21 protein-coding genes are annotated in these 20463 nt (G+C 71.0%); 7 read left to right on the top strand and 14 right to left on the bottom strand.

All coding sequences use genetic code 11. From position 1 onward, the window contains the following. Positions 1-158 precede the first annotated feature (158 nt). The gene (locus CSC68_RS05035) at positions 159-545 is read left to right on the top strand and encodes a hypothetical protein (protein ID WP_162202443.1); all 387 of its coding nucleotides are present in this window, start codon (positions 159-161) and stop codon (positions 543-545) included. Between the two features lie 274 nt (positions 546-819). Here the strand turns inward: CSC68_RS05035 and CSC68_RS05030 are convergent, their stop codons facing one another. From CSC68_RS05030 to CSC68_RS05020, 3 genes are all read right to left on the bottom strand, one after another. Further along, entirely contained in the window at positions 820-1377 is a 558-nt protein-coding gene (locus CSC68_RS05030; protein WP_162202442.1) for a pseudouridine synthase, read from the bottom strand. 17 nt (positions 1378-1394) lie between these two features. Next, positions 1395-1781 (bottom strand): putative quinol monooxygenase, encoded by a 387-nt coding sequence (locus CSC68_RS05025; protein ID WP_211365687.1) that lies wholly within the window; start codon positions 1779-1781, stop codon positions 1395-1397. A 64-nt stretch (positions 1782-1845) separates the two neighbouring features. Then, positions 1846-2697, bottom strand: coding sequence for a class I SAM-dependent methyltransferase (locus CSC68_RS05020; RefSeq protein WP_162202441.1), 852 nt, complete (start codon positions 2695-2697; stop codon positions 1846-1848). A gap of 107 nt (positions 2698-2804) precedes the next feature. On the opposite strand from CSC68_RS05020, the gene CSC68_RS05015 reads away from it, so the two are divergent. Then, complete coding sequence (locus tag CSC68_RS05015; RefSeq protein WP_162202440.1) at positions 2805-3824, top strand: NADP-dependent oxidoreductase; 1020 nt, start codon at positions 2805-2807, stop codon at positions 3822-3824. A gap of 138 nt (positions 3825-3962) precedes the next feature. Here CSC68_RS05015 and aceK read toward each other — a convergent pair whose 3' ends face one another. Both aceK and CSC68_RS05005 read right to left on the bottom strand, forming a co-directional pair. Further along, a complete protein-coding gene (gene aceK / locus CSC68_RS05010) occupies positions 3963-5672 on the bottom strand; it encodes a bifunctional isocitrate dehydrogenase kinase/phosphatase (protein ID WP_162202439.1) in 1710 nt (569 codons plus the stop codon). A 22-nt stretch (positions 5673-5694) separates the two neighbouring features. Continuing rightward, the gene (locus tag CSC68_RS05005; RefSeq protein ID WP_162202438.1) at positions 5695-6576 is read right to left on the bottom strand and encodes a LysR substrate-binding domain-containing protein; all 882 of its coding nucleotides are present in this window, start codon (positions 6574-6576) and stop codon (positions 5695-5697) included. 97 nt (positions 6577-6673) lie between these two features. On the opposite strand from CSC68_RS05005, the gene CSC68_RS05000 reads away from it, so the two are divergent. Then, complete coding sequence (locus CSC68_RS05000; RefSeq protein WP_162202437.1) at positions 6674-6907, top strand: hypothetical protein; 234 nt, start codon at positions 6674-6676, stop codon at positions 6905-6907. On the opposite strand, the gene CSC68_RS04995 is transcribed toward CSC68_RS05000, so the two are convergent. Continuing rightward, the gene (locus tag CSC68_RS04995) at positions 6876-9107 is read right to left on the bottom strand and encodes an NADP-dependent isocitrate dehydrogenase (protein ID WP_162202436.1); all 2232 of its coding nucleotides are present in this window, start codon (positions 9105-9107) and stop codon (positions 6876-6878) included. The genes CSC68_RS05000 and CSC68_RS04995 overlap by 32 nt on opposite strands. A 196-nt stretch (positions 9108-9303) precedes the next feature. On the opposite strand from CSC68_RS04995, the gene CSC68_RS04990 reads away from it, so the two are divergent. From CSC68_RS04990 to CSC68_RS04980, 3 genes are all read left to right on the top strand, one after another. After that, positions 9304-10485 (top strand): class I SAM-dependent rRNA methyltransferase, encoded by a 1182-nt coding sequence (locus CSC68_RS04990; protein WP_162202435.1) that lies wholly within the window; start codon positions 9304-9306, stop codon positions 10483-10485. A gap of 167 nt (positions 10486-10652) precedes the next feature. After that, positions 10653-11720 carry a DUF5694 domain-containing protein gene (locus tag CSC68_RS04985; protein ID WP_162202434.1) on the top strand — a complete coding sequence of 356 codons (1068 nt, stop codon included), beginning with the start codon at positions 10653-10655 and terminating at the stop codon, positions 11718-11720. Between the two features lie 76 nt (positions 11721-11796). Continuing rightward, the gene (locus tag CSC68_RS04980; protein ID WP_162202433.1) at positions 11797-12540 is read left to right on the top strand and encodes an SDR family NAD(P)-dependent oxidoreductase; all 744 of its coding nucleotides are present in this window, start codon (positions 11797-11799) and stop codon (positions 12538-12540) included. 20 nt (positions 12541-12560) lie between these two features. On the opposite strand, the gene putP is transcribed toward CSC68_RS04980, so the two are convergent. Both putP and CSC68_RS04970 read right to left on the bottom strand, forming a co-directional pair. Further along, positions 12561-14048, bottom strand: coding sequence for a sodium/proline symporter PutP (gene putP, locus CSC68_RS04975; RefSeq protein WP_162202432.1), 1488 nt, complete (start codon positions 14046-14048; stop codon positions 12561-12563). Positions 14049-14144: 96 nt separating this feature from the next. Further along, complete coding sequence (locus tag CSC68_RS04970; protein WP_162202431.1) at positions 14145-14516, bottom strand: DUF488 domain-containing protein; 372 nt, start codon at positions 14514-14516, stop codon at positions 14145-14147. A gap of 94 nt (positions 14517-14610) precedes the next feature. Here CSC68_RS04970 and CSC68_RS04965 point away from each other — a divergent pair, with 94 nt between their 5' ends. Next, positions 14611-16182 carry a DNA recombination protein RmuC gene (locus tag CSC68_RS04965; RefSeq protein ID WP_162202430.1) on the top strand — a complete coding sequence of 524 codons (1572 nt, stop codon included), beginning with the start codon at positions 14611-14613 and terminating at the stop codon, positions 16180-16182. Between the two features lie 88 nt (positions 16183-16270). On the opposite strand, the gene CSC68_RS04960 is transcribed toward CSC68_RS04965, so the two are convergent. From CSC68_RS04960 to CSC68_RS04935, 6 genes are all read right to left on the bottom strand, one after another. Next, entirely contained in the window at positions 16271-17335 is a 1065-nt protein-coding gene (locus tag CSC68_RS04960; protein WP_162202429.1) for an MlaA family lipoprotein, read from the bottom strand. Further along, entirely contained in the window at positions 17332-17640 is a 309-nt protein-coding gene (locus CSC68_RS04955; RefSeq protein ID WP_162202428.1) for an STAS domain-containing protein, read from the bottom strand. Before CSC68_RS04955 ends, CSC68_RS04960 begins: the two co-directional genes overlap by 4 nt. Next, positions 17627-18271, bottom strand: a complete 645-nt coding sequence (locus CSC68_RS04950; protein WP_162202427.1) for an MlaC/ttg2D family ABC transporter substrate-binding protein — start codon at positions 18269-18271, stop codon at positions 17627-17629. Before CSC68_RS04950 ends, CSC68_RS04955 begins: the two co-directional genes overlap by 14 nt. Continuing rightward, on the bottom strand, positions 18268-18786 hold the full coding sequence (gene mlaD / locus CSC68_RS04945) for an outer membrane lipid asymmetry maintenance protein MlaD (protein ID WP_162202426.1): 519 nt from the start codon (positions 18784-18786) through the stop codon (positions 18268-18270). Before mlaD ends, CSC68_RS04950 begins: the two co-directional genes overlap by 4 nt. A 75-nt stretch (positions 18787-18861) precedes the next feature. Beyond that, positions 18862-19611 (bottom strand): MlaE family lipid ABC transporter permease subunit, encoded by a 750-nt coding sequence (locus tag CSC68_RS04940; protein ID WP_162202425.1) that lies wholly within the window; start codon positions 19609-19611, stop codon positions 18862-18864. Further along, positions 19611-20408 carry an ABC transporter ATP-binding protein gene (locus CSC68_RS04935; protein WP_425501206.1) on the bottom strand — a complete coding sequence of 266 codons (798 nt, stop codon included), beginning with the start codon at positions 20406-20408 and terminating at the stop codon, positions 19611-19613. The genes CSC68_RS04940 and CSC68_RS04935 overlap by 1 nt, the downstream gene beginning before the upstream one ends. Positions 20409-20463 lie beyond the last annotated feature (55 nt).

The raw sequence follows: 20463 nt of genomic DNA, 5'->3' as shown, positions 1-20463 counted from the left end.
CGCGTCCACGGTGCCACCGGCGGCCTGCTGTCCGCGGCATGAACACGCCCGCGCCGCTGGCCGCGGAAGCGGGGGCCGGGCGCCGACTGCTGACGTATCTTGCACGGGTGCTCGCCCACACTGGCGGCGTCTCCCCACTTCTGCAGAAGGGATCCCCCATGAGCAAGCTGACCATCATCACCGACCGCGCGCTGGAACTGGCCGAGCAGGCCGGCGCTGGCCTGCGCAGCGCCGGTCGCCAGGCCGGCTCGGGCCTGCGCCACGCCGGCACCGGCGCCGAGCAGTGGATCAAGGCCGGTGCCGCGCTGGGCGCGGCCCGTACCGGCACCCGCGTTGCCGCCACCGTCGTGCGCCGCAACCCGGTGGCCGTCGCCGCCGCCGCTGCCGTGGTCGGCGCCGGCGTGCTGGCCTACGTGATGTACCGCAAGCGCCGCCAGCAGCGCGCCGAAGCCCCCATCGAGGGCGAGGCCCGCCAGGTGCGCGACAACGGCAGCGTCCGTGCCCGTGCCGCGCGTCGCACCCACAACATCACCAGTGCGGAGTGATTGGTGATTGGTGATTGGTCATTCGTGATTGGTCATTCGAGGGTGCCTCCCGGGGGCCCGCGGCCTGGAGCCAGTGGATCCGCACAGCCCCGGTAAGCAAGGCGCACCCGGGGTCCCCCCCTCCCGCCGGGAGGGGCAAGGGGAGAGGTCGGGGAGTCGCGTACTTTCCCCTTCCCCGCGTCGCCGCCTGTCGTGATGCGGTCGCGCCTGTGTGCCCTGGGCGCGCGCTCCATGTGGCCGGACAAACGGAGCACGCCGTGCGGCTCCCGCCGGCTCAACGGCCCACTTCCCGCCACTCCCCCGGCGCCAGCGGCGCGCCGTCGGGGCCATGCAGGCGGTGCGGGCCGCTGGCCACGCGCACCAGGCGCAGCGTCGGCAGCCCGACCGCGGCGGTCATGCGCCGCGCCTGGCGGTTGCGGCCTTCGCTGATCACGATCTCCAGCCAGGCATCGGGCACGGTCTTGCGGAAGCGCACCGGCGGATCACGCGGCCACAGCGCAGGCGCCGGCTCGATGCGGCGGACCTTCGCCGGGCGCGTGGGGCCGTCGTTGAGCAGCACGCCATCGCGCAGCGCCTGCAGCTGCTCCCCGCGCGGATCGCCTTCCACCTGCACCCAGTAGGTCTTGGGCTGCTTGTGCCGCGGATCGGTCAGGCGGTGGGCCAGGCCGCCGTCGTCGGTCAGCAGCAGCAGGCCCTCGCTGTCGTGGTCCAGGCGTCCGGCCGGGTACACGTCCTTGGGCAGGCCGAAGCCGGCCAGGGTCGGGCGCGGCGGCTGGCTGCGGTCGGTGAACTGGCACAGCACCCCGAAGGGCTTGTTGAACGCGATCAGCATCGGGCGCGGCGGGAACGTCAGTCGGAAAGGCCGACGCCACCCAGCGGCCGCGTGGTCACGTGCGAATCGAAACCGGCGATCAGCGGGCGCGCGCGGGCGATGGCATCGCGCACCGCCGGCAGCTGCAGCGAGGCCTGGTGGCTGTCGGCATTGTCCCAGACCTCGGTGACCCACAGCGCGTCCTCGTCCTCGCCGTCCTCGGCCACCACGTAGGACAGGCAGCCCGGCATGGCGGTGGTCGCCTCGAGCAGGATCGCAGCCAACGCCGGGCGCTGCCCCGGCACCGCGCGCAGTTTGCCGATCAGTCCGTGCATGGGAGTCTCTCCTCCGGCGGCCAGCGCCGGCAGCAGGGGGATGGCGGCCAGGCCGGCCGCCAGCGTGGTGAGGAAGGTACGGCGATGCATGGGATGACCCGATGCAGCAGGGAGCGGCGGTGGCACGGGCGGCGCCCGGGCACCGCCGGTCACCTCATTCCTTCACGAAGCGCAGGGTCATGCGGTCGCTTTCGCCGATGGCCTGGTATTTAGCGCGATCGACTTCGGCGTGGTTGTTGGACGGCGGCAGGGTCCACACGCCATTCGGATGGTCCTTGCCGTCGCGCGGGTTGGCGTTGACCTCGCTGCTGGCATCCAGGCGGAAGCCCGCGGCCTCGGCCAGGGCGATGACCTGGGCCTGGCCCACGTAGCCGCTCCTGTCGTCGGCCGGCACGTCGGCGGCGGCGCGGTGCTCGACCACCCCCAGCACGCCGCCGGGCTTGAGCACCTCGTGGAAGCCCTTGAACATGCCTTCGGCCTGGCCGGCGCTGCGCCAGTTGTGCACGTTGCGGAAGGTCAGGACCATGTCCGCCGAACCGGCCGGGCCGAACGTCGGCGCCGCCGGATCGTAGGCGACCACCTCGGCCTTGCCGAACTGGGCGGGCGCCTCGGCGAACTTCTTCTCCAGGCCCTGGCGCGCGCGCTGCTGGTAGTCGCGGCCGCGCCCCTCCGGAACCGCCTGCGGATCGACCACCGCCGCGATGTAGCGGCCCTGGTCGCGCAGGTAGGGGGCGAGGATCTCGCTGTACCAGCCGCCGCCTGGGGTGATCTCGACCACGGTCATATCCGGACGGATGCCGAAGAAGGCCAGGGTCTGGCCCGGATGGCGCCAGGCGTCGCGCGCCACGTTGGCCTCGGCGCGCCAGCTGCCGTTGATCGCCGCCTGCAGCGCGGCATCGGGCGCAGGCAGGGTGGCGGCATCCGCCGGCTTGGCCGCATGCGCGACCGGGATGCACAGGACCAGGGTGGCGGCCAGGGCGCAGGCACGGGAACGGGACAGGCTCATTGCGTGCTCCAGCTGTGGAATGCGCGCGAGCCTAGCACGCGCTACCGCGCACACGGTCCGTGAACGCCACCGCCGGCATGCTCGGCAGCCCCGCTCCGAGCCCCGTCATGTCAGCGATCACCAACACCCGCATCGTGCTGGCCGCCCGTCCGCAGGGCGAACCGAAGGCCAGCGACTTCCGCATCGAACAGGCCCCGCTGCCGCTGCCGGCGCGAGGCCAGGTGCTGCTGCGCAACCGCTGGCTGTCGCTGGATCCGTACATGCGCGGGCGCATGAACGAAGGGCGCTCCTACGCGCCTCCGGTGGTGCTGGGCGAGGTGATGGACGGCGGCACCGTGTCCGAGGTGGTGGAGTCCGCGCACGCGGACTGGAAGCCCGGTGACCTGGTGCTGGCCCATGGCGGCTGGCAGACCCATGTACTGGTCGATGGCGACGCGCTGCGCCGCCGCCTCGACCCGGACGACCCGCCGCCCAGCACCGCACTGGGCGTGTACGGCATGCCGGGGTTCACCGCCTATGCGGGGCTGCACGAGATCGGCCGTCCGGCCGCCGGTGAAACCGTGGTCGTGGCTGCGGCTGCCGGTCCGGTCGGCGCGACCGTGGCCCAGCTGGCCAAACTGCACGGCGCCCGCGTGGTCGCCATCGCCGGAGGCCAGGCCAAGACCACCTGGCTGCGCGGGGAACTGGGGGTGGACGTCGCGCTCGACCACCGGGCCACGGACTTCGCCGCACGGCTGCAGGCCGCCGTGCCGGAGGGCATCGACGTGTACTTCGAGAACGTCGGCGGCCACGTGTCCGACGCGGTGCTGCCGCTGCTCAACGACTACGCACGCGTGCCGGTATGCGGCCTGGTCGCGCATTACAACGATGCCGCGCCGCCGCCGGGTCCGGACCGCGTGCCGGCGCTGCTGGCGACCATCCTGACGCGCCGGATCACCGTGCGCGGTTTCCTGCAGTCGGACTTCCTCTCGCTCTACCCCGAATTCCTGCGGCAGATGGGCCAGTGGCTTCGCCAGGGCAAGGTGAAGTACCGCGAGGACGTCATCGAAGGCCTGGAGAACGCACCGGCCGGACTGGCCGGGCTGCTGCGGGGCGAGAACTTCGGCAAGAGGGTGGTGAAGCTGTGATACGGGATTGGTGATTGGATTGGTGATTCGTGATTCGTGATTCGTGATTCGAAAGAGCGACAGCCGTTTCGCTCGGCGTCGGGCCTGCAACCCCGCGCCTTCGCCTTTACGAATCACCAATCACCAATCACCACCCCGTTACGCAAGGCGTAACGCATCGGGATAAGGCGGCGTATCCGGCAGCTGCCCGTCGCGCAGCTGCGCCTGGAGCTGGCGCCACCACTGCGGCTGGAACAGGCCGGGATGGGTGGTCTTCAGCGCCGCCAGCAGGGGTGCAGGCAGGCCCATGAACTGGCCGAAACGCTCGGGGAAGACATCGTCGGGGCCGACATGGAACCAGGGTTCGGCCGCGACCTGTTCCTCGTAGGTGGTGGCCTGCGGCCAGTCGCGGAACTCCAGTTCGGAGACCGAGCGGATCTCGTCGTAGTCGTAGAACACCACCCGGCGGTGGCGCGAGACGCCGAAGTTCTTCAGCAGCATGTCGCCGGGGAAGATGTCGTTGCGCGCCAGGTCGACGATCGCCTGGCCGTAGTCCAGCACCGCCTCGCGCCGCGCCTCGGCGCCCTGCTCGCGCAGGTACAGGTCCAGCGGCCGCAGCCGGCGCTGCACGTAGCAGAGCCTGAGCACGATGTCCCCGCCATCCTCGGCGATGCTGGCCGCGCAGCTCTCGCGCAGTTCCTCCAGCAGCGCCGGGTCGAAGCGCTCCGCCGGGAAGCGCAGGTGGCGGAAAGGCTGCGCGTCGAGCAGGCGGCCCACCCGGTCCAGGCGGAACACGCGCTCGTACTGGGCCTGCACTTCCTCCGGCGTGGTCCGCTTGGGCCAGGCGAAGCGGTCGCGGATCACCTTGAACACCAGCGGCTGGCCGGGCAGGGTGAACACCGCCATGACCATGCCCGGGGTGCCCTCCGCCGGCACCAGGCGTTCGGCCGGATTGGCGTGGAAGTAGCGGAAGAAGCTGCGGTAGCGCTCGGTCTTGCCCTGCTTGGCCCGGCCCAGCACGGTGTACAGCTCGTCCACCGGCTTGTGTGGCAGCAGGGTGCGCAGGAACACCACCGCGTCGCCGACCGTGGGCAGGTCGGCCTGGAAATAGCTGCGCGAGATGCCGAACAGCTGGGCCACGTCGCCGCGGCGGGTCAGCACCGCCTCGGCGCGGATGCCGTTGTCGCCGTTGACCAGGGCCACCACGCACGGCGAGAAGCGGTGCTCGCCGAACACCCGGCCGACCAGGTAGGCGCGGCGCTCGCGGTAGAACACCGTGTCCAGCAGCTCGATCGCGCGCACCGGATGCTCGCCCCAATGCGCCAGGTCGTCCTGCAGGCGCACGGCGATGGCCGCCGCGCAGCGCGCCAGGTGCGCGTAGGGCACGTCGAAGCGGTAGTCGCCCAGCATGCGCACGAACGCGTCCACCGGGCGCGCGGCCGACACCGCGTAGCTGTGCCGCGCCACCGGCCGGGTGATGGCATCGGTCGGCTCGATGTCCAGCGCGACGAACTCCACGTCCGCGTCCACGCCGCGGGTGCGGAAGAAGCGCCGGGTGAGGGTGTTGAAGAAGGTCTTGTACAGCTCGGTGTCGATCGCGCCGTCGATCGAGGCCGCGTACTGGTCGCGCACCTGCGCCCACAGCGCGCGGTCGTGGGCGTGCAGCCCCAGCATCGCGGCCAGCCGGTGGCGGCATTCGTCGATGCACAGGTCGTACAGGTCCAGGCGCTCGGCGGCGTCGGCGCGCGCGCCGGCCCAGTCGCGCTGCTCGAAGCGCTGCCTGGCGCGCCGGCTGATCGCGGCGAAACGTGCGTGGTAGTCGTCGAACGCGTCGCGTACGACCTGGGCGATGGCTTCGGGTTGGACCATGGCGCGATGGTAGCCGGACGGCTCAGCGGCCGGCGGAGGCGGCGGCCTGCCGCAGCAGCCATTCGCGCACCGTGGGGAAGGCCGGATGGGCGAGGCTGCGCTCCGGATAGACCAGGTAATGGCCGAAGCCGGCAGGCAGCCGCCTGCGGCCGAGCGTGAACAGGCGGCCGGCGCGCAGCAGGGGTTCGGCCAGGGTCAGCCGCGCCAGGGCCACGCCCAGGCCCTCCGCGGCGGCCTGGTGCAGGGTTTCGGTGTCGTCGAAGTGGGCGGTATACCGCTCCGGCGCGGTGCCGCCGCTGGCGGCGAACCAGTCCTCCCAACGTCCGGACGGATCGCCCAGCAGCGGCAGGCGTTGCAGCCGCTGCGCCGCCGGCACCTTCGCGTGCCGTTCCAGCAGCTGCGGGCTGGCCACCGGCACCAGCCATTCGTCGAACAGCAGTTCGGCGCGCACGCCCGGCCAGCTTCCGCCGCCCAGGCGCAGGGCCAGGTCCACCGATTCGCGTTCGAAGTCCACCACGTGGGTGCTGGATTGCAGGCTCAGCGCCAGGTCCGGATGCGCGGCCAGGAACGAAGGCAGGCGTGGCACCAGCCACGCGGTGGCCATCGACGGGATCAGGCTGATGGTCATGCTGCGCCCGTGGCGCGCGCCGGCGCGTCGCAACGCCTGGGCGATCGCATCCAGCGGCGCACCCACCGCCTCGTACAGGCGGCGTCCCTCCACGGTCAGCTCCACGCCGCGCGGACCGCGCGCCAGCAGGCGCTGGCCCAGCCGTTCCTCCAGCAGGCGCATGCGGTGGCTCAGCGCGCTGACCGTCAGGTGCATCTGCGCCGCGGCGCGGGTCAGGTTGCCCAGTCGCGCGGCGGCGACGAAGGCTTCGACCTGGTCCAGCGGAACCCGTCCCATCTTGAGCCTCCTTCAAGGCTGGCTTGCGGAACTTGCGCTATGTACGCGTGCAGCATCGCCGTAGCTTGATCGGTGTTCAAGCCGGACGGAGTACGACATGGGCACGGTGAAGGCGGGCGGATACGGCGCGGCGCTGTCGGCGATGTTCTGCGGCCTGCTGTCGATGGAAGGCCACGTGGTGGGCGTGCAGTCCAGCGCGGCAGTCGCGATGCGCGGCGTGCGCAGGGAGGATCCCGGAAAGCACGAAGCCCGGCGCGGGGCCGGGCTTCGTCGGGTGGAGCACGAGCTGGAGCGGGAACTCAGGCCGACAGTGCCGCGAGGCTGGCGTTGAAGGTCGGCGACGGGCGCATGGCCGCGCCGGCCTTGGCCAGATCGGGGTGGTAGTAGCCGCCGATGTCGACCGGCTTGCCCTGGGCGCCATTGAGCTCGGCGACGATCTTCGCCTCGTTCTCGGCCAGGGCCTTGGCCAGCGGTGCGAACGTCGCCTGCAGCGCGGCATCCTCGTCCTGCGCGGCCAGCGCCTGCGCCCAGTACAGGGCCAGGTAGAAGTGGCTGCCGCGGTTGTCCAGCTCGCCGACCTTGCGCGCCGGCGAACGGTTGTTGTCCAGGATCAGGCCATTGGCCTGGTCCAGGGCCTTGGCCAGGACCGCGGCCTTGGCATTGCCGGTCTGCTCGGCCAGGTGCTCCAGCGAGGCGGCCAGGGCCAGGAACTCGCCCAGCGAATCCCAGCGCAGGTAGTTCTCCTCGACGAACTGCTGCACGTGTTTGGGCGCGCTGCCGCCGGCGCCGGTCTCGAACAGGCCGCCGCCGGCCATCAGCGGCACGATCGACAGCATCTTGGCGCTGGTGCCCAGCTCCAGGATCGGGAACAGGTCGGTCAGGTAGTCACGCAGGACGTTGCCGGTCACCGAGATGGTGTCCTTGCCCTGGCGGATGCGCGCCAGCGAGAACTTCGTGGCCTCCACCGGCGCCAGGATGCGGATGTCCAGGCCGCTGGTGTCGTGGTCCTTCAGGTACTTCTCGACCTTGGCGATGACCTCGCGGTCGTGGGCGCGGTTGGAGTCCAGCCAGAACACCGCCGGGGTGCCGCTCAGGCGGGCGCGGTTCACGGCCAGCTTGACCCAGTCCTGGATCGGCGCGTCCTTGGTCTGGCACATGCGCCAGATGTCGCCGGCCTCGACCTTGTGCTCGAACACCAGCTTGCCGTCCTGGTCGGTGACGCGCACGGTGCCGTCGGCCGGGATGCGGAAGGTCTTGTCGTGGCTGCCGTACTCCTCGGCCTTCTGCGCCATCAGGCCCACGTTGGGCACCGAGCCCATGGTGGTCGGATCGAACGCGCCGTTGGCCTTGCAGTCTTCGATCACCGCCTGGTACACGCCGGCGTAGCAGCGGTCCGGGATCACCGCCTTGGTGTCCTGCAGCTTGCCCTCGGCGTTCCACATGCGGCCGGAGTCGCGGATCATCGCCGGCATCGAGGCGTCGACGATCACGTCGGACGGCACGTGCAGGTTGGTGATGCCCTTGTCCGAGTTGACCATCGCCACGGCCGGGCCCTTCGCGTACACGGCCTCGACGTCGGCCTTGATCGCCGCCTGCTGGTCTTCCGGCAGCGAGGCGATGCGCGCGTACAGGTCGCCGATGCCGTTCTCCGGCGAGAAGCCGACCGAGGCCAGCGCGTCGGCGTGCCTGGCAAGGGCGTCCTTGTAGAACTCCGAGACCACCACGCCGAACATGATCGGATCGGAGACCTTCATCATGGTCGCCTTCAGGTGCACCGAGAACAGCACGTCCCTGGCGCGAGCGTCCTCGACCTGGGCGGCGACGAAGGCGGCCAGCGCCTTGCGGCTCATGGTGGAGGCGTCGACGATCTCGCCGGCCTTGACCGCCACCTTCTCCTTCAGCACCACCGTCCTGCCGTCGGCCTGGGCCAGTTCGATCTTCAGGCTGCCGGCGTTGGCGATCGTGGCGGACTGCTCGCTGCCGTAGAAGTCGCCGGCGTCCATGTGCGCCACGTGCGACTTCGAATCCTTGCTCCACGCGCCCATGCGGTGCGGGTGCTTGCGCGCGTAGTTCTTCACCGAGGCCGGCGCGCGGCGGTCGGAATTGCCCTCGCGCAGCACCGGGTTCACGGCCGAGCCCTTGACCCGGTCGTAGCGGGCCTGGATGTCCTTCTCCTTCTCGTCCTTCGGCGCGTCCGGGTAGTCCGGCAGCGGGTAGCCCTGCGACTGCAGCTCCCTGATCGCGGCCTTCAGCTGCGGCACCGAGGCGGAGATGTTCGGCAGCTTGATGATGTTGGCTTCCGGACGGGTCGCCAGCTCGCCCAGCTCGGCCAGGTGGTCGCCGATCTTCTGGTCCTCGCCGAGGTAGTCCGGGAACTGCGCCAGGATGCGGCCGGCCAGCGAGATGTCCCGGGTCTCGACCTGGATGCCGGCGGTGCCGGCGAAGGCCTGGACGATGGGCAGCAGCGACTGGGTAGCCAGGAACGGCGCTTCGTCGGTCAGGGTATAGATGATCTTCGGCGTGTTCGACATGGTCTGCGGGGGCTCTCTGGTGCGGATCGGCGGTACGTGACCGGAAGCGCCGGCCGGCCGCGCGCGGCCGCCCGGTAACGAAACCCCCGCATTGTCGCGTGTTTTGCCCGGGGATGCGCGCGCCCGGCCATGCCCCGGGGTACGGTGAACGGTCGAATACGACTTTGGTTGGGGCGGGCGAACGTACAATTGGCCGATGAATACCCCCTACCCCACCGTCCAGCTGAAGAACGCCTGGCGTTCCAGCCACCCCTGGATCTTCCAGAAGATCGTGCAGAAGCCGGCCACCCGGCTGCGCCCCGGCGAGATCGTCGATGCCTTCGACATCGATGGCCAGTTCATCGGCCGCGGCTTCTACAACGGCCACTCGCGCATCGCCCTGCGCATCCTCGAGACCAACCCGGACATCGCGATGGACGCGGCCTGGTTCGAGCGCCGCATCGGCGACGCCGTGGCCCTGCGCCGGCAGGTGCTGAAGCTGGACGAGGTCTCCAACGCCTGGCGCGTGGTCCACGCCGAGGGCGACGGCCTGTCCGGCCTGGTGGTGGACCGCTACGACGACCTGCTGGTGGTGGAGTTCTTCAGCGCCGGCATGTGGCGCCACCGCGAGTGGATCTACGAGGCCCTGCGTGTGCACTTCCCCGGCGCGCGGATCTACAGCTTCGCCGAGGACCATGTGCAGAAGCAGGAGAGCTTCGACTACCGCCCGGTCTACAGCGGGGGCGGTTCGCCGGAGCCGGCGGTGATCACCGAGCATGGCGTGCGCTTCCGCGCCGACCCGGCCGGCGCGCACAAGACCGGCTTCTTCGCCGACCAGCGCGAGAACCGCGAGTGGTTCTCGCGCCAGGTCGCCGGCAAGCGCGTGCTCGACCTGTGCTGCAACACCGGCGGCTTCGCCGTGTACGCCGCCGCGCGCGGCGCGGCCGAGGTCACCGGCATCGACATCGACGAGGACGTGATCGAGATCGCCAAGGGCAATGCGCGCCTGAACAACGTGCGCCCGAAGTTCGTCCAGGCCGACATCTTCCCCTGGCTGCGCGATGCCGCCGCCCGCGGCGAGCAGTACGACGCGGTGGTGCTGGATCCGGCCAAGATGACCCGCGACCGCGACCAGGTCATCACCGCGCTGAAGAAGTACCTGGACATGAACAAGCTGGCCCTGGGCGTGGTCAGGCCCGGGGGCCTGCTGGCGACCTTCTCCTGCACCGGCCTGGTGGCCGAGGACCAGTTCCTGGACATGCTGCGCCGCGCCGCGTTCTACGCCGGCCGCACCGTGCAGGTGCTCAAGGTCTCCGGCGCCGGCCCGGACCATCCGTTCCTGGCGCACGTGCCGGAGTCGCGCTACCTCAAGGCGGTGTTCTGCCGCGTGCTGGACTGAGCCGCCAGCCCTTCCGCGGACGTCGCTCGCCGGCGTCCGCGGCACCGTGACGTCGGCATGGGTGACCACCGGGCCATGCGCCGCCGCTGCCCGGTGGCCTGCAATACCGCGCCGCGACCGCGCCGCCCACGCTGGCTGGTCGCCCCTTCCGGAAGCGCGAGAACCCGATGACCCGACGCCTGCTCCTTGCCGCCCTCCTTGCCTGCACCGGGACCGCCAGCGCGGCCGTGGACCTGTCCACCCTCGATGACGGCATGCCTTCCCCGCCCACCCGGGTGATGGTCCTGGGCTCCGTGCACCTGGCGCAGGGCGGGGCCGGCGGGCCGCTCGACCCGGCGGTGCTGGAAGGCCTGCTGCAGCGGCTGCAGGCATACGGCCCGCAGATCATCACCGTCGAGGCGATGCCGGGTGAAACCTGCGACCTGATGCGCCGCCTGCCCCACCAGTACGACCGGGAAACCACCGACGCCTACTGCCCGGACACCAGCAAGGCCCGCGCCGCCACCGGCCTCGACGTGCCGGCCGCCCTGGCGGCGGTCGAGCAGCGCCTGGCCGCCTGGCCGGCCGCGCCCAGCGCGGCCCAGCGTCGCGCACTTGCCTCCCTGTTCATGGCCGCCGGCGATCCCGTCTCGGCCCAGGTGCAATGGCTCCACCTGCCTGCCGGCGAACGCGTCGCCGGCGACGGCCTGGACGAGGCCCTGGTGGCGCGGCTGCGCAAGCTGGAGGCGTCGCCCAACGAGAACACCCGCATCGCCGCCGTCCTGGCCGTGCGCCTGGGCCTGCAGCGGGTGTATCCGGTGGACGACCATACCGGCGACGCCCTGCGTATCGACGACGGGGAGGCCTTCGGGCAGGCGATCCGCGCCGCCTGGTCCAGCGGCGGCGACGCCTGCGACCGGCTGCACGAGCGCCAGGATGCCCTGCGCGCGCAGCCGGACCTGCTGCCGCTGTACCGCCTGGTCAACGACGATGCCTGGCTGGCCGCGGCCGCGCGCTGCGACTTCGGGGCCGCCCTCGCCGAGCCGTCCGCGAAGCGCTACGGCCGCCAGTACGTGGCCGGCTGGGACCTGCGCAACCTGCGCATGGTCGCCAATATCGGCACGACCTTCCGCGAGCGGCCCGGAGCGCGGGTGCTGAGCATCGTCGGTGCCTCGCACAAGCCGTGGTTCGACCGCCTGCTGGGCCAGCTGCAGGGCGTGGAGCTGGTCGATGCGCGCAGCGTGCTGGGCGACTGAGCGGGATTGATCGCGATCAAGGTAGCTTTGGCGGATGCGGTCGAGCATGGACGTATCCCGCCAGAGGAGCATCGCCATGAACAGGTTCGAAGGACAGGTCGCCATCGTCACCGGCGGCGCATCGGGTATCGGCGAAGCCGTCTGCCGCCACCTCGCGCGTGAAGGCGCCAGGGTCGTGGTGGCCGACTACGACGGTGCCGCCGCGCAGGCGCTGGCCGCCCGGCTGGGCGAGGCCGATGCACTGGCGTTCCAGCTGGACGTGGCCGACGCGGCGGCGGTCGAACGCATGGTCCAGGCCACGGTCGAGCGCTTCGGCGGCCTGCACCTGGCGGTGAACAACGCCGGCATCGGCGGGCCCAGCCATCCCACCGCCGATTACCCGCTGGCCGACTGGCACCGCGTCATCGACGTCAACCTGCACGGGGTGATGTACTCGATGAAGCATGAGCTGCCGGCGATGCTGGCCAGCGGCGGCGGCTCCATCGTCAACATGGCCTCGATCCTCGGCAGCGTGGGCTGGAGCGGCTCGATCGCCTACGTCGCCGCCAAGCATGCCCTGCTGGGCATGACGAAGACCGCGGCCATGGAATACGCCGGCCAGGGCATCCGGGTGAACGCGGTGGGCCCGGCCTTCATCGACACCCCGCTGCTGTCGGGCCTGGACCCGGCAGTGCGCGAGGGCCTGGTGGCCCTGCATCCGGCCGGCCGGCTCGGCACTGCGGACGAGGTCGCGGCCCTGGCCTGCTTCCTGCTGTCGAAGGAAGCCTCGTTCGTGACCGGCAGCTACCACCTGGTCGACGGCGGCTACACCGCGCGCTGAGCGCGCGGCGGAGGCGGGGCTCAGTGGCCGTGTTCGTGCAGGGCCGCGCGCACCTGCTCGTGGCGCGCCTGCAAGGCCTGCGAGGGCGCCTTGCCCAGCAGGCTCACCAGGACGATGGCGACGGTCGCGGCGATGAAGCCGGGCACCATCTCGTACAGCGCGCTGCCGGTGTGCTTCCAGGCAATCACAGTGGCCGCGCCGGCGAGCATGCCGGCCAGGGCGCCATTGCGGGTCATGCGCTTCCAGAACAGGGACAGCACCACCACCGGGCCGAATGCGGCGCCGAATCCGGCCCAGGCGTAGGAAACCAGTCCCAGCACCCGGCTCTCCGGGTCGCGCGCGATCCACATCGCCAGGGCCGCCACCGCCAGCACCATGGCCCGGCCGAACCACACCAGCTCGGCATGGCTGGCCCTGGGCCGCAGCAGGCCGCGGTAGAAGTCCTCGGTCAGCGCGCTGGAGCACACCAGCAGCTGCGCCGACAGGGTGCTCATGATCGCGGCCAGGATCGCCGACAGCAGCACGCCGGCGATCCACGGGTTGAACAGCTGCTCGCCCAGGGCGATGAACACCCGCTCCGGGTTGGCGTCGACCGGGCCGGCCAGCTCCGGGTGCGCGGCGAACCAGGCCAGTCCTGCCAGGCCGGTGGCCACCGAGCCGCCCAGGCACAGCACCATCCAGGCCATCGAGATGCGGCGTGCGCGCGGGATGGTGGCCAGGCTGTCGGCGGCCATGAAGCGAGCGAGGATGTGCGGCTGGCCGCAGTAGCCCAGGCCCCAGGCCAGCGCCGAGACGACCGCGATCGCCCCGCCGGCGCCGATCCAGTCCAGCCGGGTGGGATCGACCTGCTCGACCAGGGCCACCGCCTCGCCCGGGCCACCCGCGCCGATGATCGCGAACACCGGTACCAGCAGCAGGGCGAAGATCATCAGCGAGGCCTGCACGGTGTCGGTCCAGCTCACCGCCAGGAAGCCGCCGACGAAGGTGTAGGCGATGGTGGCCACCGCGCCCCACACCATGGCCTGGCCGTAGGACAGGCCGAACATGCTCTCGAACAGGCGCGCGCCGGCGACGATGCCGGAGGCGCAGTAGATGGCGAAGAACACCAGGATGACCAGCGCCGAGAAGATCCGCAGCAGGCGGCTGCGGTCCTCGAAGCGGTGGGTGAAGTAGTCCGGCAGGGTCAGCGCGTTGCGGGTGCGTTCGGTGTACAGGCGCAGCGGGCCGGCTACCCAGCGCCAGTTCGCCCATGCGCCCAGCAGCAGGCCGACCGCGATCCAGGCTTCGGACGCGCCGGTCAGGTACAGCGCGCCCGGCAGTCCCATCATCAGCCAGCCGCTCATGTCCGAGGCGCCGGCCGCCAGGGCGGTGACGAAGCCGCCCAGCGAGCGGCCGCCGAGGATGTAGTCGTCGAAGGTACGGGTGCGCCGCCAGGCGACGAACCCGATGCCCACCATCAGCAGCAGGTAGGCGGAGAAGGTGATGAGCAGAGGGGTGCTTGCGGTCATGCGGTTTCCGGGGTTGGCGGGGCCGCGACGGGCACGAAACCACACAGGCTAAGGGCCCTTCCCCCTTGGTTGCAAACGCAACCGAGCCCGCGGCGGTCAGCCCGAACCCTGCAGGATGTAGTCGCGCAGCGCCACCGCGTTGTTGTGTTCCTCGTCGGCGGCGGCATACAACAGGGTCACCGGTCCGCGCACCAGATAGGCGCGCAATCGCGACAGGCCCTCGGTGTTTGCTGCCAGTTCGGCGAAGTAACGCGCACGGAACTCGTCCCATCGCGCCGGGTCGTGGCCGAACCAGCGGCGCAGGGCGGTGCTGGGCGCGATGATCCGCAGCCAGGCTTCCAGCTCCAGCATGTCCTTGCGCTGCCCGCGAGGCCAGACGCCATCCACCAGCAGGCGCAGCCCATCCTCCGGCCCGGCCGGCTCGTAGACGCGTTTGACGCGGACCGGGTAGCGGGCGGGTCGGGCCATGGCGGCACTGTGTGGGCGTCGGGATAGGAGCGGCGTGAAACCCTGGCGAAGGGCGGTCGCATGGGCTGAGACCGCCGCTCGCTACACTTCGCGCATGACCGAAGTCCTCCTCCTGATCGTCATCGCCGGCCTGCTGCTGGCGATCCTGGCCTGCGTGGCCGTCCTGCTGATGCGCCGTCCCGACGCGGCCTTCGAGCGCCTGCGCGCGCAGCTGGAGGAGGCCCTGCGCGCCGAACAGCGCGATGGCCGCCTGGAGCTGCGCCAGCAGCTGGACGGCCTGGCCAGCACCCAGGGCCAGCGCATCGACGGCTTCGCCCGCCACCTGGCCGACCTGGGCACCCGCACCGACACCCGCCTGGACCAGCTGCGCGACAGCCTGACCGAGGACGCGCGCAAGGGCCGGGTCGAGGGCGTGGAGGCGCAGGCGAAGCTGAACGAGCTGCTGTCGCAGCGCCTGGCCGAACTGCGCGCCCAGCTGGACCTGTTCGGGCGCCAGCAGGACACCCGCATCCAGGCCTTCGGCGAGCAGCTGGCGGCGCTACGCGCCAGCCTGACCGAGGACGCCCGCATCGCCCGCCAGGAATCGCTGGAGTCGCAGCAACGCTTCGCCGAGGGGCTCAACCAGCGCCTGCAGGAGCTGGTCGCGCGCAACGAGCTGCGCATCGGCGAGATGCGCGCCACCCTGGAGCAGCAGCTGCAGGCGCTGCAGCAGGACAACGCCGCCAAGCTGGAGAAGATGCGCGAGACGGTGGACGAGAAGCTGCAGAGCACCCTCACCACCCGCCTGGATTCGTCCTTCAAGCTGGTGTCCGAGCGCCTGGAGCAGGTCCAGCGCGGGCTGGGCGAGATGCAGCAGCTGGCCACCGGCGTGGGCGACCTCAAGCGCGTGCTGACCAACGTGAAGGATCGCGGAAGCTGGGGCGAGGTGCAGCTCGACAACATCCTCGAGCAGACGCTTACGTCCGAACAGTACGCACGCAGCGTGCGCGTGCAGCCGGGCAGTGCCGAGGCCGTGGATTTCGCCGTGCGGTTGCCCGGTCGGGGTAATCATGAAGAGCCCGTATGGCTGCCGATCGACTGCAAGTTCCCGCGTGAGGACTACGAGCGACTCCTTGATGCACACAACGATGGAGACAAGGAGCTGGTGCGTAGCACCGGCGCCCAGCTGGAACGCGCGATCCGGATCCAGGCCAAGTCGATCTGCGAGAAGTACATCGTGCCCCCGCACACCACCGACTTCGCGGTGATGTTCCTGCCCACCGAGGGCCTCTACGCCGAGGTGATCCGCCGCCCCGGCCTGACCGACGCGCTGCAGCGCGAGCACCGCATCGTGGTCGCCGGCCCGACCACGGTCACCGCCCTGCTCAACAGCCTGCAGATGGGCTTCCGCACCCTGGCCATCGAGAAGCGCTCGTCCGAGGTCTGGCAGCTGCTGGGTGCGGTCAAGACGGAGTTCGGCAAGTTCGCCACAGTGTTGGAGAAGGCGACGTCGAATCTGGACAAGGTACAAAACAGCATCAAGGCCGCGGGCGTCCGTACCCGCGCTATCGAACGCAAACTACGTGGGGTAGAGACCTTGGGCGAGGAGCAGGCTCAGGCATTGTTAGAGGATGTGGGCCTGGATGCGATCGAGTCCGAGCTGGACGGCGAGGAAGGCGAGCCCTGAGTACACCGCCCGCCTGGTCCGTCCGCTTCATGCATGAAAAAGGGCCCGGTTTCCCGGGCCCTTCGTGCATCCGCGTTTCCCGGTTGGCTCAGGTGCCGGGGATCGGCATGGCGTCGACCGGCAGGGTGGGATCGCGCTCGTCGCGCAGGTAGTCCGGCAGGTCGTCCTCGCCCTCGCCCTTGCGACCGCCGCGGCGGTCGGCCTCGATCTGGTACTGGCGGCGCTGCATCCACGCGTCGCGGATCATCGCGTACTCGTCCACCGCGTTCTCGCGCATGCTGTCGATCGCCAGCAACGCGGCACGGCGGTCCACCAGCTGCGCGCCCTGCAGGGCGAAGCGGTAGCGGTCGCGCTCGACCTGGCGGGTCGCGGACAGCGGCATGTCGCCGGCCAGGCCGAACACGTCGCGCACCGTGCGCGGGCCGAAGAAGGGCAGCTCCACGTAGCGCGACTGGCGCCAGCCCCAGATGCCCAGGGTCTGGCCGAAGTCCTCGTTGCGGCGCTTCATCTTCAGGTCGCTGGCCGGATCGAAGATGCCGCCGATGCCCAGGGTGGTGTTGACCACGAACCGGCCCAGGGTCTGCACCGCGTCGCGCGGGCGGCCCTGCAGCAGCTGGTTGAGGAAGGTCACCGGCGAGGCCAGGTTGTCGAAGAAGTTGCCCACGCCCAGGCGCACCGGCTCCGGCACCACCTTCACGTAGGCGCGCGCCACCGGGCGGGCGACGGTGCGGTCGACGACGTTGTTGAAGGCGTGGATGCGACGGTTCATCGGCTCCCACGGGTCGTAGGCCAGGCGCGCACCGGGCCCGGCGTCGGCGGGCGTGCCGTACAGCGCGGCGAAGTCCTCCTCGGCCTCGGTCGGACCCTGCGGATCGAACTCCGCTGCCGCCTCGCCCGCGGCTTCCGGCGCGCCGGCCAGGGCCGGTTCCCCGCTCTCCGGCTCGGTGGCCGCGGGGCGCGGCGGAAGTTCCTGCCCGTTGGCCGGGACCGGTGCGACGTCGGCCACGGCTTCCGGTTCGGCTTCGGCCTGCGCGACGCCGGCGACCGTCGTCCCAGCGGGAGCCGGGGAACCGGTGGTGGCCTTGGGGGCGCTGGCGCATCCGGCCAGCAGCATCAGGGGCAGCAGCAGGGCGCCGGCGGGGATCGGCTTCATGGGGGGGCTCCGGCGTAGTTCAGTTGGGGGTCCAGCCGGTAGGCGGCGCACAGCTCGGCCAGGCCGGCGGGCGCGCCGAGGACCTGGACCGCGCCGCCGGCGCGCATGCGCGCGGCGGCCTCGGCCAGCAGCGCCAGGCCGGCGCTGTCCAGCGCCTGCACCGCGCCCAGCTCCAGCGTGCGCGCACCGTCGGCCAGGGCCTGCACGGTCGGCCACAGTCCGATCGCGGCCGCGCGGTCCAGGCGGCCTTCCAGGTGCAGCACCTCGCCTTCGCGGCGGGCGCGGGCGGCGTCAGCGGCCGGCATCGGCGTCCGGGCGCATCGCGCCGCTGCGCAGCTCGGCGGCGACCTGGGCGATCGACTTCTGCCGCAGCGGCGCGTCGAACTGGGTGCGGAAGGTCTGCACGTAGGACACGCCCTCGACCATCACGTCGAAGATCTTCCAGCCGCCGTTGTTGCGGACCAGGTAGTCGACCGGGATCGGGTCGCCGCCGTCGCGCAGGATCTCGGTGGACACGCGGATGCCGCGGTTGTTCGGCAGCGGGGTCTCAGACTTCAGGCGGATGCGCGGCCGGCCTTCGAACGCCAGCAGGGCGTCGCCGTAGCGCTGCATCAGGTTGTCGGTCATGGCGTCGGCGAACAGCGCCACGTCGGCGTCGCTGGCGCCGCGGCCGTGCGGGCCCAGCACCAGGCGGGCGGCATAGTCGCGGTCGAAGCCGGCACGCAGCTCGGACTCGATGAAGGAGCGCAGCGCCTTGCGGTCCTTCTGGAACTCGCCGCGGCGCTGCTGCAGCGTGGTCAGCACGCGGGTGCCGGTGTCCATGACCTGGCGGCCCGGGGTTGCGGCGGCGGCCTGCTGGGCCTGCGCCTGGGCGTGGATCGGGGCGGCTGCCAGCAGCGGCAGGGCCAGGGCAATGGAAAGGATCAGGGGCTTCATGGGGTTGCTTCCGTGGGGGACGGTTCTTCACCGGAGGAAGGCGGCGTGCCGGCTCCGCCGGCGCCACCGAACATGTACTTGCCGACCAGCTGGATCAGGTCGATCGCCGGCTGGGTGTAGACGATCTCGTCGCCGGGACGCAGCGGTTCCGGATCGCCGCCCGGCTGCAGGCCGATGTAGCTCTCGCCGAGCAGGCCGCTGGTCAGGATCGCCGCCGAGGTGTCGCCCGGCAGGTCCTGGTAGCGGTCGTCGATGGCCAGGGTGACGATCGAGTCGAACCGCACCGGATCCAGCTCGACCTTCTCCACCCGGCCGATGACCACGCCGCCGATCTTCACCGGCGCCTGCAGGCGCAGCTGGCCGAGGTTGGCGAAGCGCGCGGTCAGCTCGTAGCTGCCGCCGCCGAAACCGAACTGGCGGTTGGTCGAGGCGAACGCCAGCACCAGCAGCGAGGCCAGCGCCAGGATGAGGAAGGCGCCGACCGCGAATTCAAGCCTGGGACCACGGATTGCCATTGGGAGGTACCTGTGAGACGGAGTCGGATCATGGGCACCTGGGGTGCCCGGGGTTTCAGGCAAGGCCGGCGCGCATCACTGGAACAGCAGCGCCGACATCACGAAGTTCAGCATCAGCACCAGCAGCGAGGCGTTGACCACCGCGCGGGTGGTCGCCACCGACGTGCCCTCGATGGTCGGTTCGGCATGGAAGCCCACGTAGGCGGCGACCAGCGCGCTGACCCCGCCGAACACCGCCGACTTCAGCAGCGCCACGCCGAAGTCGTCGCGGAAATCGACGCTGCCCTGCAGCGCGGCCCAGAACGTGCCGTTGTCCAGGCCCAGCACCTTGACCGCCTCGAACCAGCTGGCGGAGATGGCCAGCGAGCAGAAGAAGCCGGTCAGCAGCGGCACGCACAGCACCGCCGCCCAGAACCGCGGTGCCACCGCCTTGGCCACCGGGTCGATGGCCATCAGCTCCAGCGCCTTGATCTGGTCGGTGGCGCGCATCAGGCCCAGCTCGGCGGCGATCGAGCTGCCGGCGCGGCCGATGAACAGCAGCGCGGTCAGCACCGGGCCCAGTTCGCGGTACAGCGACAGGCCCAGCAGGGTCGACAGCGCGTCGGCGGCGCCGAAGGTGGTCAGCGTGCGGTAGCCCTGCAGGGTCAGCACCAGGCCCACGAACGCGCCGCCGACGGCGATGATCGGCAGCGAGCGTCCGCCGATCTTGTAGATCTCGCGGGCCAGCTCGGCGAAGAAGTCCCGGCTGGGCAGCGAGGCGCGCAGCACCGACAGCGAGAACAGGCCGGCCCGGCCCAGGGAACGGATCGCGGCAACGGCGGCCATCAGGCGGCCTCCGCGCGGGCGGCGCCTTCGCGGGCGCTCTCGAACGGGATCGGGCCGTCCGGCTGGCCGTCCAGGAACTGGCGGATCAACGGATCGGTCGAGGCCTGCAGCTGTGCCGGGGTGCCGTCGAACACGATGCCGTGGTTGGCGATCACCACCACCTGGTCGGCGATCGGCAGGGTCTCGTGCACATGGTGGCTGACGATGATGCTGGTCAGGCCCAGGCTGCGCGAAAGCCGCTGGATCAGGCTCATGATCACGCCGGAGGCGATCGGATCCAGGCCGGTCAGGGGTTCGTCGTAGAGCATCAGCGGCGGATCCAGCGCCAGCGCGCGGGCCAGGGCCACGCGCCGGGCCATGCCGCCGGAAAGCTCGCGCGGATAAAGCTTCGCCGCGCCGCGTAGGCCCACCGCGTTGAGCTTCATCTCCACCAGCCGGCGCAGCAGCGGCTCGGGCAGGCGGGTATGCGCGCGCAGCGGCAGGGCCACGTTTTCGGCCACGCTCAGGTCGGTGAGCAGGCCGTTGCCCTGCAGCAGCACGCCGATGCCCTTGCGCATCTCCAGCAGCTCGCGCGCGCCGCGAGGTACCGGGCGGTCGAACACCCGCACGCTACCGGCCGCCGGCACCAGCTCGCCGGTCAGCGCCGCGAGCAGGGTCGACTTGCCGGTGCCCGAGGGTCCGAGCACGGCGGTGATGCTGCCGGCGGGGAACGCCCGGGCCCGGGGTGTGTCTTTTACACCACTGACGCTGGCGACGGGACACCCTTTGGTGAATTCTGGGGGGTGCGCGTCTGTTATAAAAAAGTACAAAGAAGGGTTAGATCAGCGGCGATGAAATGCTACAGTAGCTGTG

This window comes from Pseudoxanthomonas suwonensis (assembly GCF_010093235.1).
Classification (GTDB): Bacteria; Pseudomonadota; Gammaproteobacteria; order Xanthomonadales; family Xanthomonadaceae; genus Pseudoxanthomonas; species Pseudoxanthomonas suwonensis.
The sequence above is the reverse complement of the archived record's forward strand: the minus strand, read 5'-3'. Positions and strand labels throughout refer to the sequence as shown.

Excerpts from the sequence above, each read along its gene's own strand:
- mlaD (WP_162202426.1), bottom strand. The coding sequence starts at position 18,786 with ATGGCAATCCGTGGTCCCAGGCTTGAATTCGCGGTCGGCGCCTTCCTC.
- CSC68_RS05025 (WP_211365687.1), bottom strand. The coding sequence starts at position 1,781 with ATGCATCGCCGTACCTTCCTCACCACGCTGGCGGCCGGCCTGGCCGCC.
- CSC68_RS04940 (WP_162202425.1), bottom strand. The coding sequence starts at position 19,611 with ATGGCCGCCGTTGCCGCGATCCGTTCCCTGGGCCGGGCCGGCCTGTTC.
- CSC68_RS05005 (WP_162202438.1), bottom strand. The coding sequence starts at position 6,576 with ATGGGACGGGTTCCGCTGGACCAGGTCGAAGCCTTCGTCGCCGCCGCG.
- CSC68_RS05015 (WP_162202440.1), top strand. The coding sequence starts at position 2,805 with ATGTCAGCGATCACCAACACCCGCATCGTGCTGGCCGCCCGTCCGCAG.
- CSC68_RS04965 (WP_162202430.1), top strand. The coding sequence starts at position 14,611 with ATGACCGAAGTCCTCCTCCTGATCGTCATCGCCGGCCTGCTGCTGGCG.
- CSC68_RS04980 (WP_162202433.1), top strand. The coding sequence starts at position 11,797 with ATGAACAGGTTCGAAGGACAGGTCGCCATCGTCACCGGCGGCGCATCG.
- CSC68_RS05035 (WP_162202443.1), top strand. The coding sequence starts at position 159 with ATGAGCAAGCTGACCATCATCACCGACCGCGCGCTGGAACTGGCCGAG.
- CSC68_RS04960 (WP_162202429.1), bottom strand. The coding sequence starts at position 17,335 with ATGAAGCCGATCCCCGCCGGCGCCCTGCTGCTGCCCCTGATGCTGCTG.
- CSC68_RS04950 (WP_162202427.1), bottom strand. The coding sequence starts at position 18,271 with ATGAAGCCCCTGATCCTTTCCATTGCCCTGGCCCTGCCGCTGCTGGCA.
- aceK (WP_162202439.1), bottom strand. The coding sequence starts at position 5,672 with ATGGTCCAACCCGAAGCCATCGCCCAGGTCGTACGCGACGCGTTCGAC.
- CSC68_RS04985 (WP_162202434.1), top strand. The coding sequence starts at position 10,653 with ATGACCCGACGCCTGCTCCTTGCCGCCCTCCTTGCCTGCACCGGGACC.
- CSC68_RS04955 (WP_162202428.1), bottom strand. The coding sequence starts at position 17,640 with ATGCCGGCCGCTGACGCCGCCCGCGCCCGCCGCGAAGGCGAGGTGCTG.
- putP (WP_162202432.1), bottom strand. The coding sequence starts at position 14,048 with ATGACCGCAAGCACCCCTCTGCTCATCACCTTCTCCGCCTACCTGCTG.
- CSC68_RS04995 (WP_162202436.1), bottom strand. The coding sequence starts at position 9,107 with ATGTCGAACACGCCGAAGATCATCTATACCCTGACCGACGAAGCGCCG.
- CSC68_RS05030 (WP_162202442.1), bottom strand. The coding sequence starts at position 1,377 with ATGCTGATCGCGTTCAACAAGCCCTTCGGGGTGCTGTGCCAGTTCACC.
- CSC68_RS04970 (WP_162202431.1), bottom strand. The coding sequence starts at position 14,516 with ATGGCCCGACCCGCCCGCTACCCGGTCCGCGTCAAACGCGTCTACGAG.
- CSC68_RS04990 (WP_162202435.1), top strand. The coding sequence starts at position 9,304 with ATGAATACCCCCTACCCCACCGTCCAGCTGAAGAACGCCTGGCGTTCC.
- CSC68_RS05020 (WP_162202441.1), bottom strand. The coding sequence starts at position 2,697 with ATGAGCCTGTCCCGTTCCCGTGCCTGCGCCCTGGCCGCCACCCTGGTC.
- CSC68_RS05000 (WP_162202437.1), top strand. The coding sequence starts at position 6,674 with ATGGGCACGGTGAAGGCGGGCGGATACGGCGCGGCGCTGTCGGCGATG.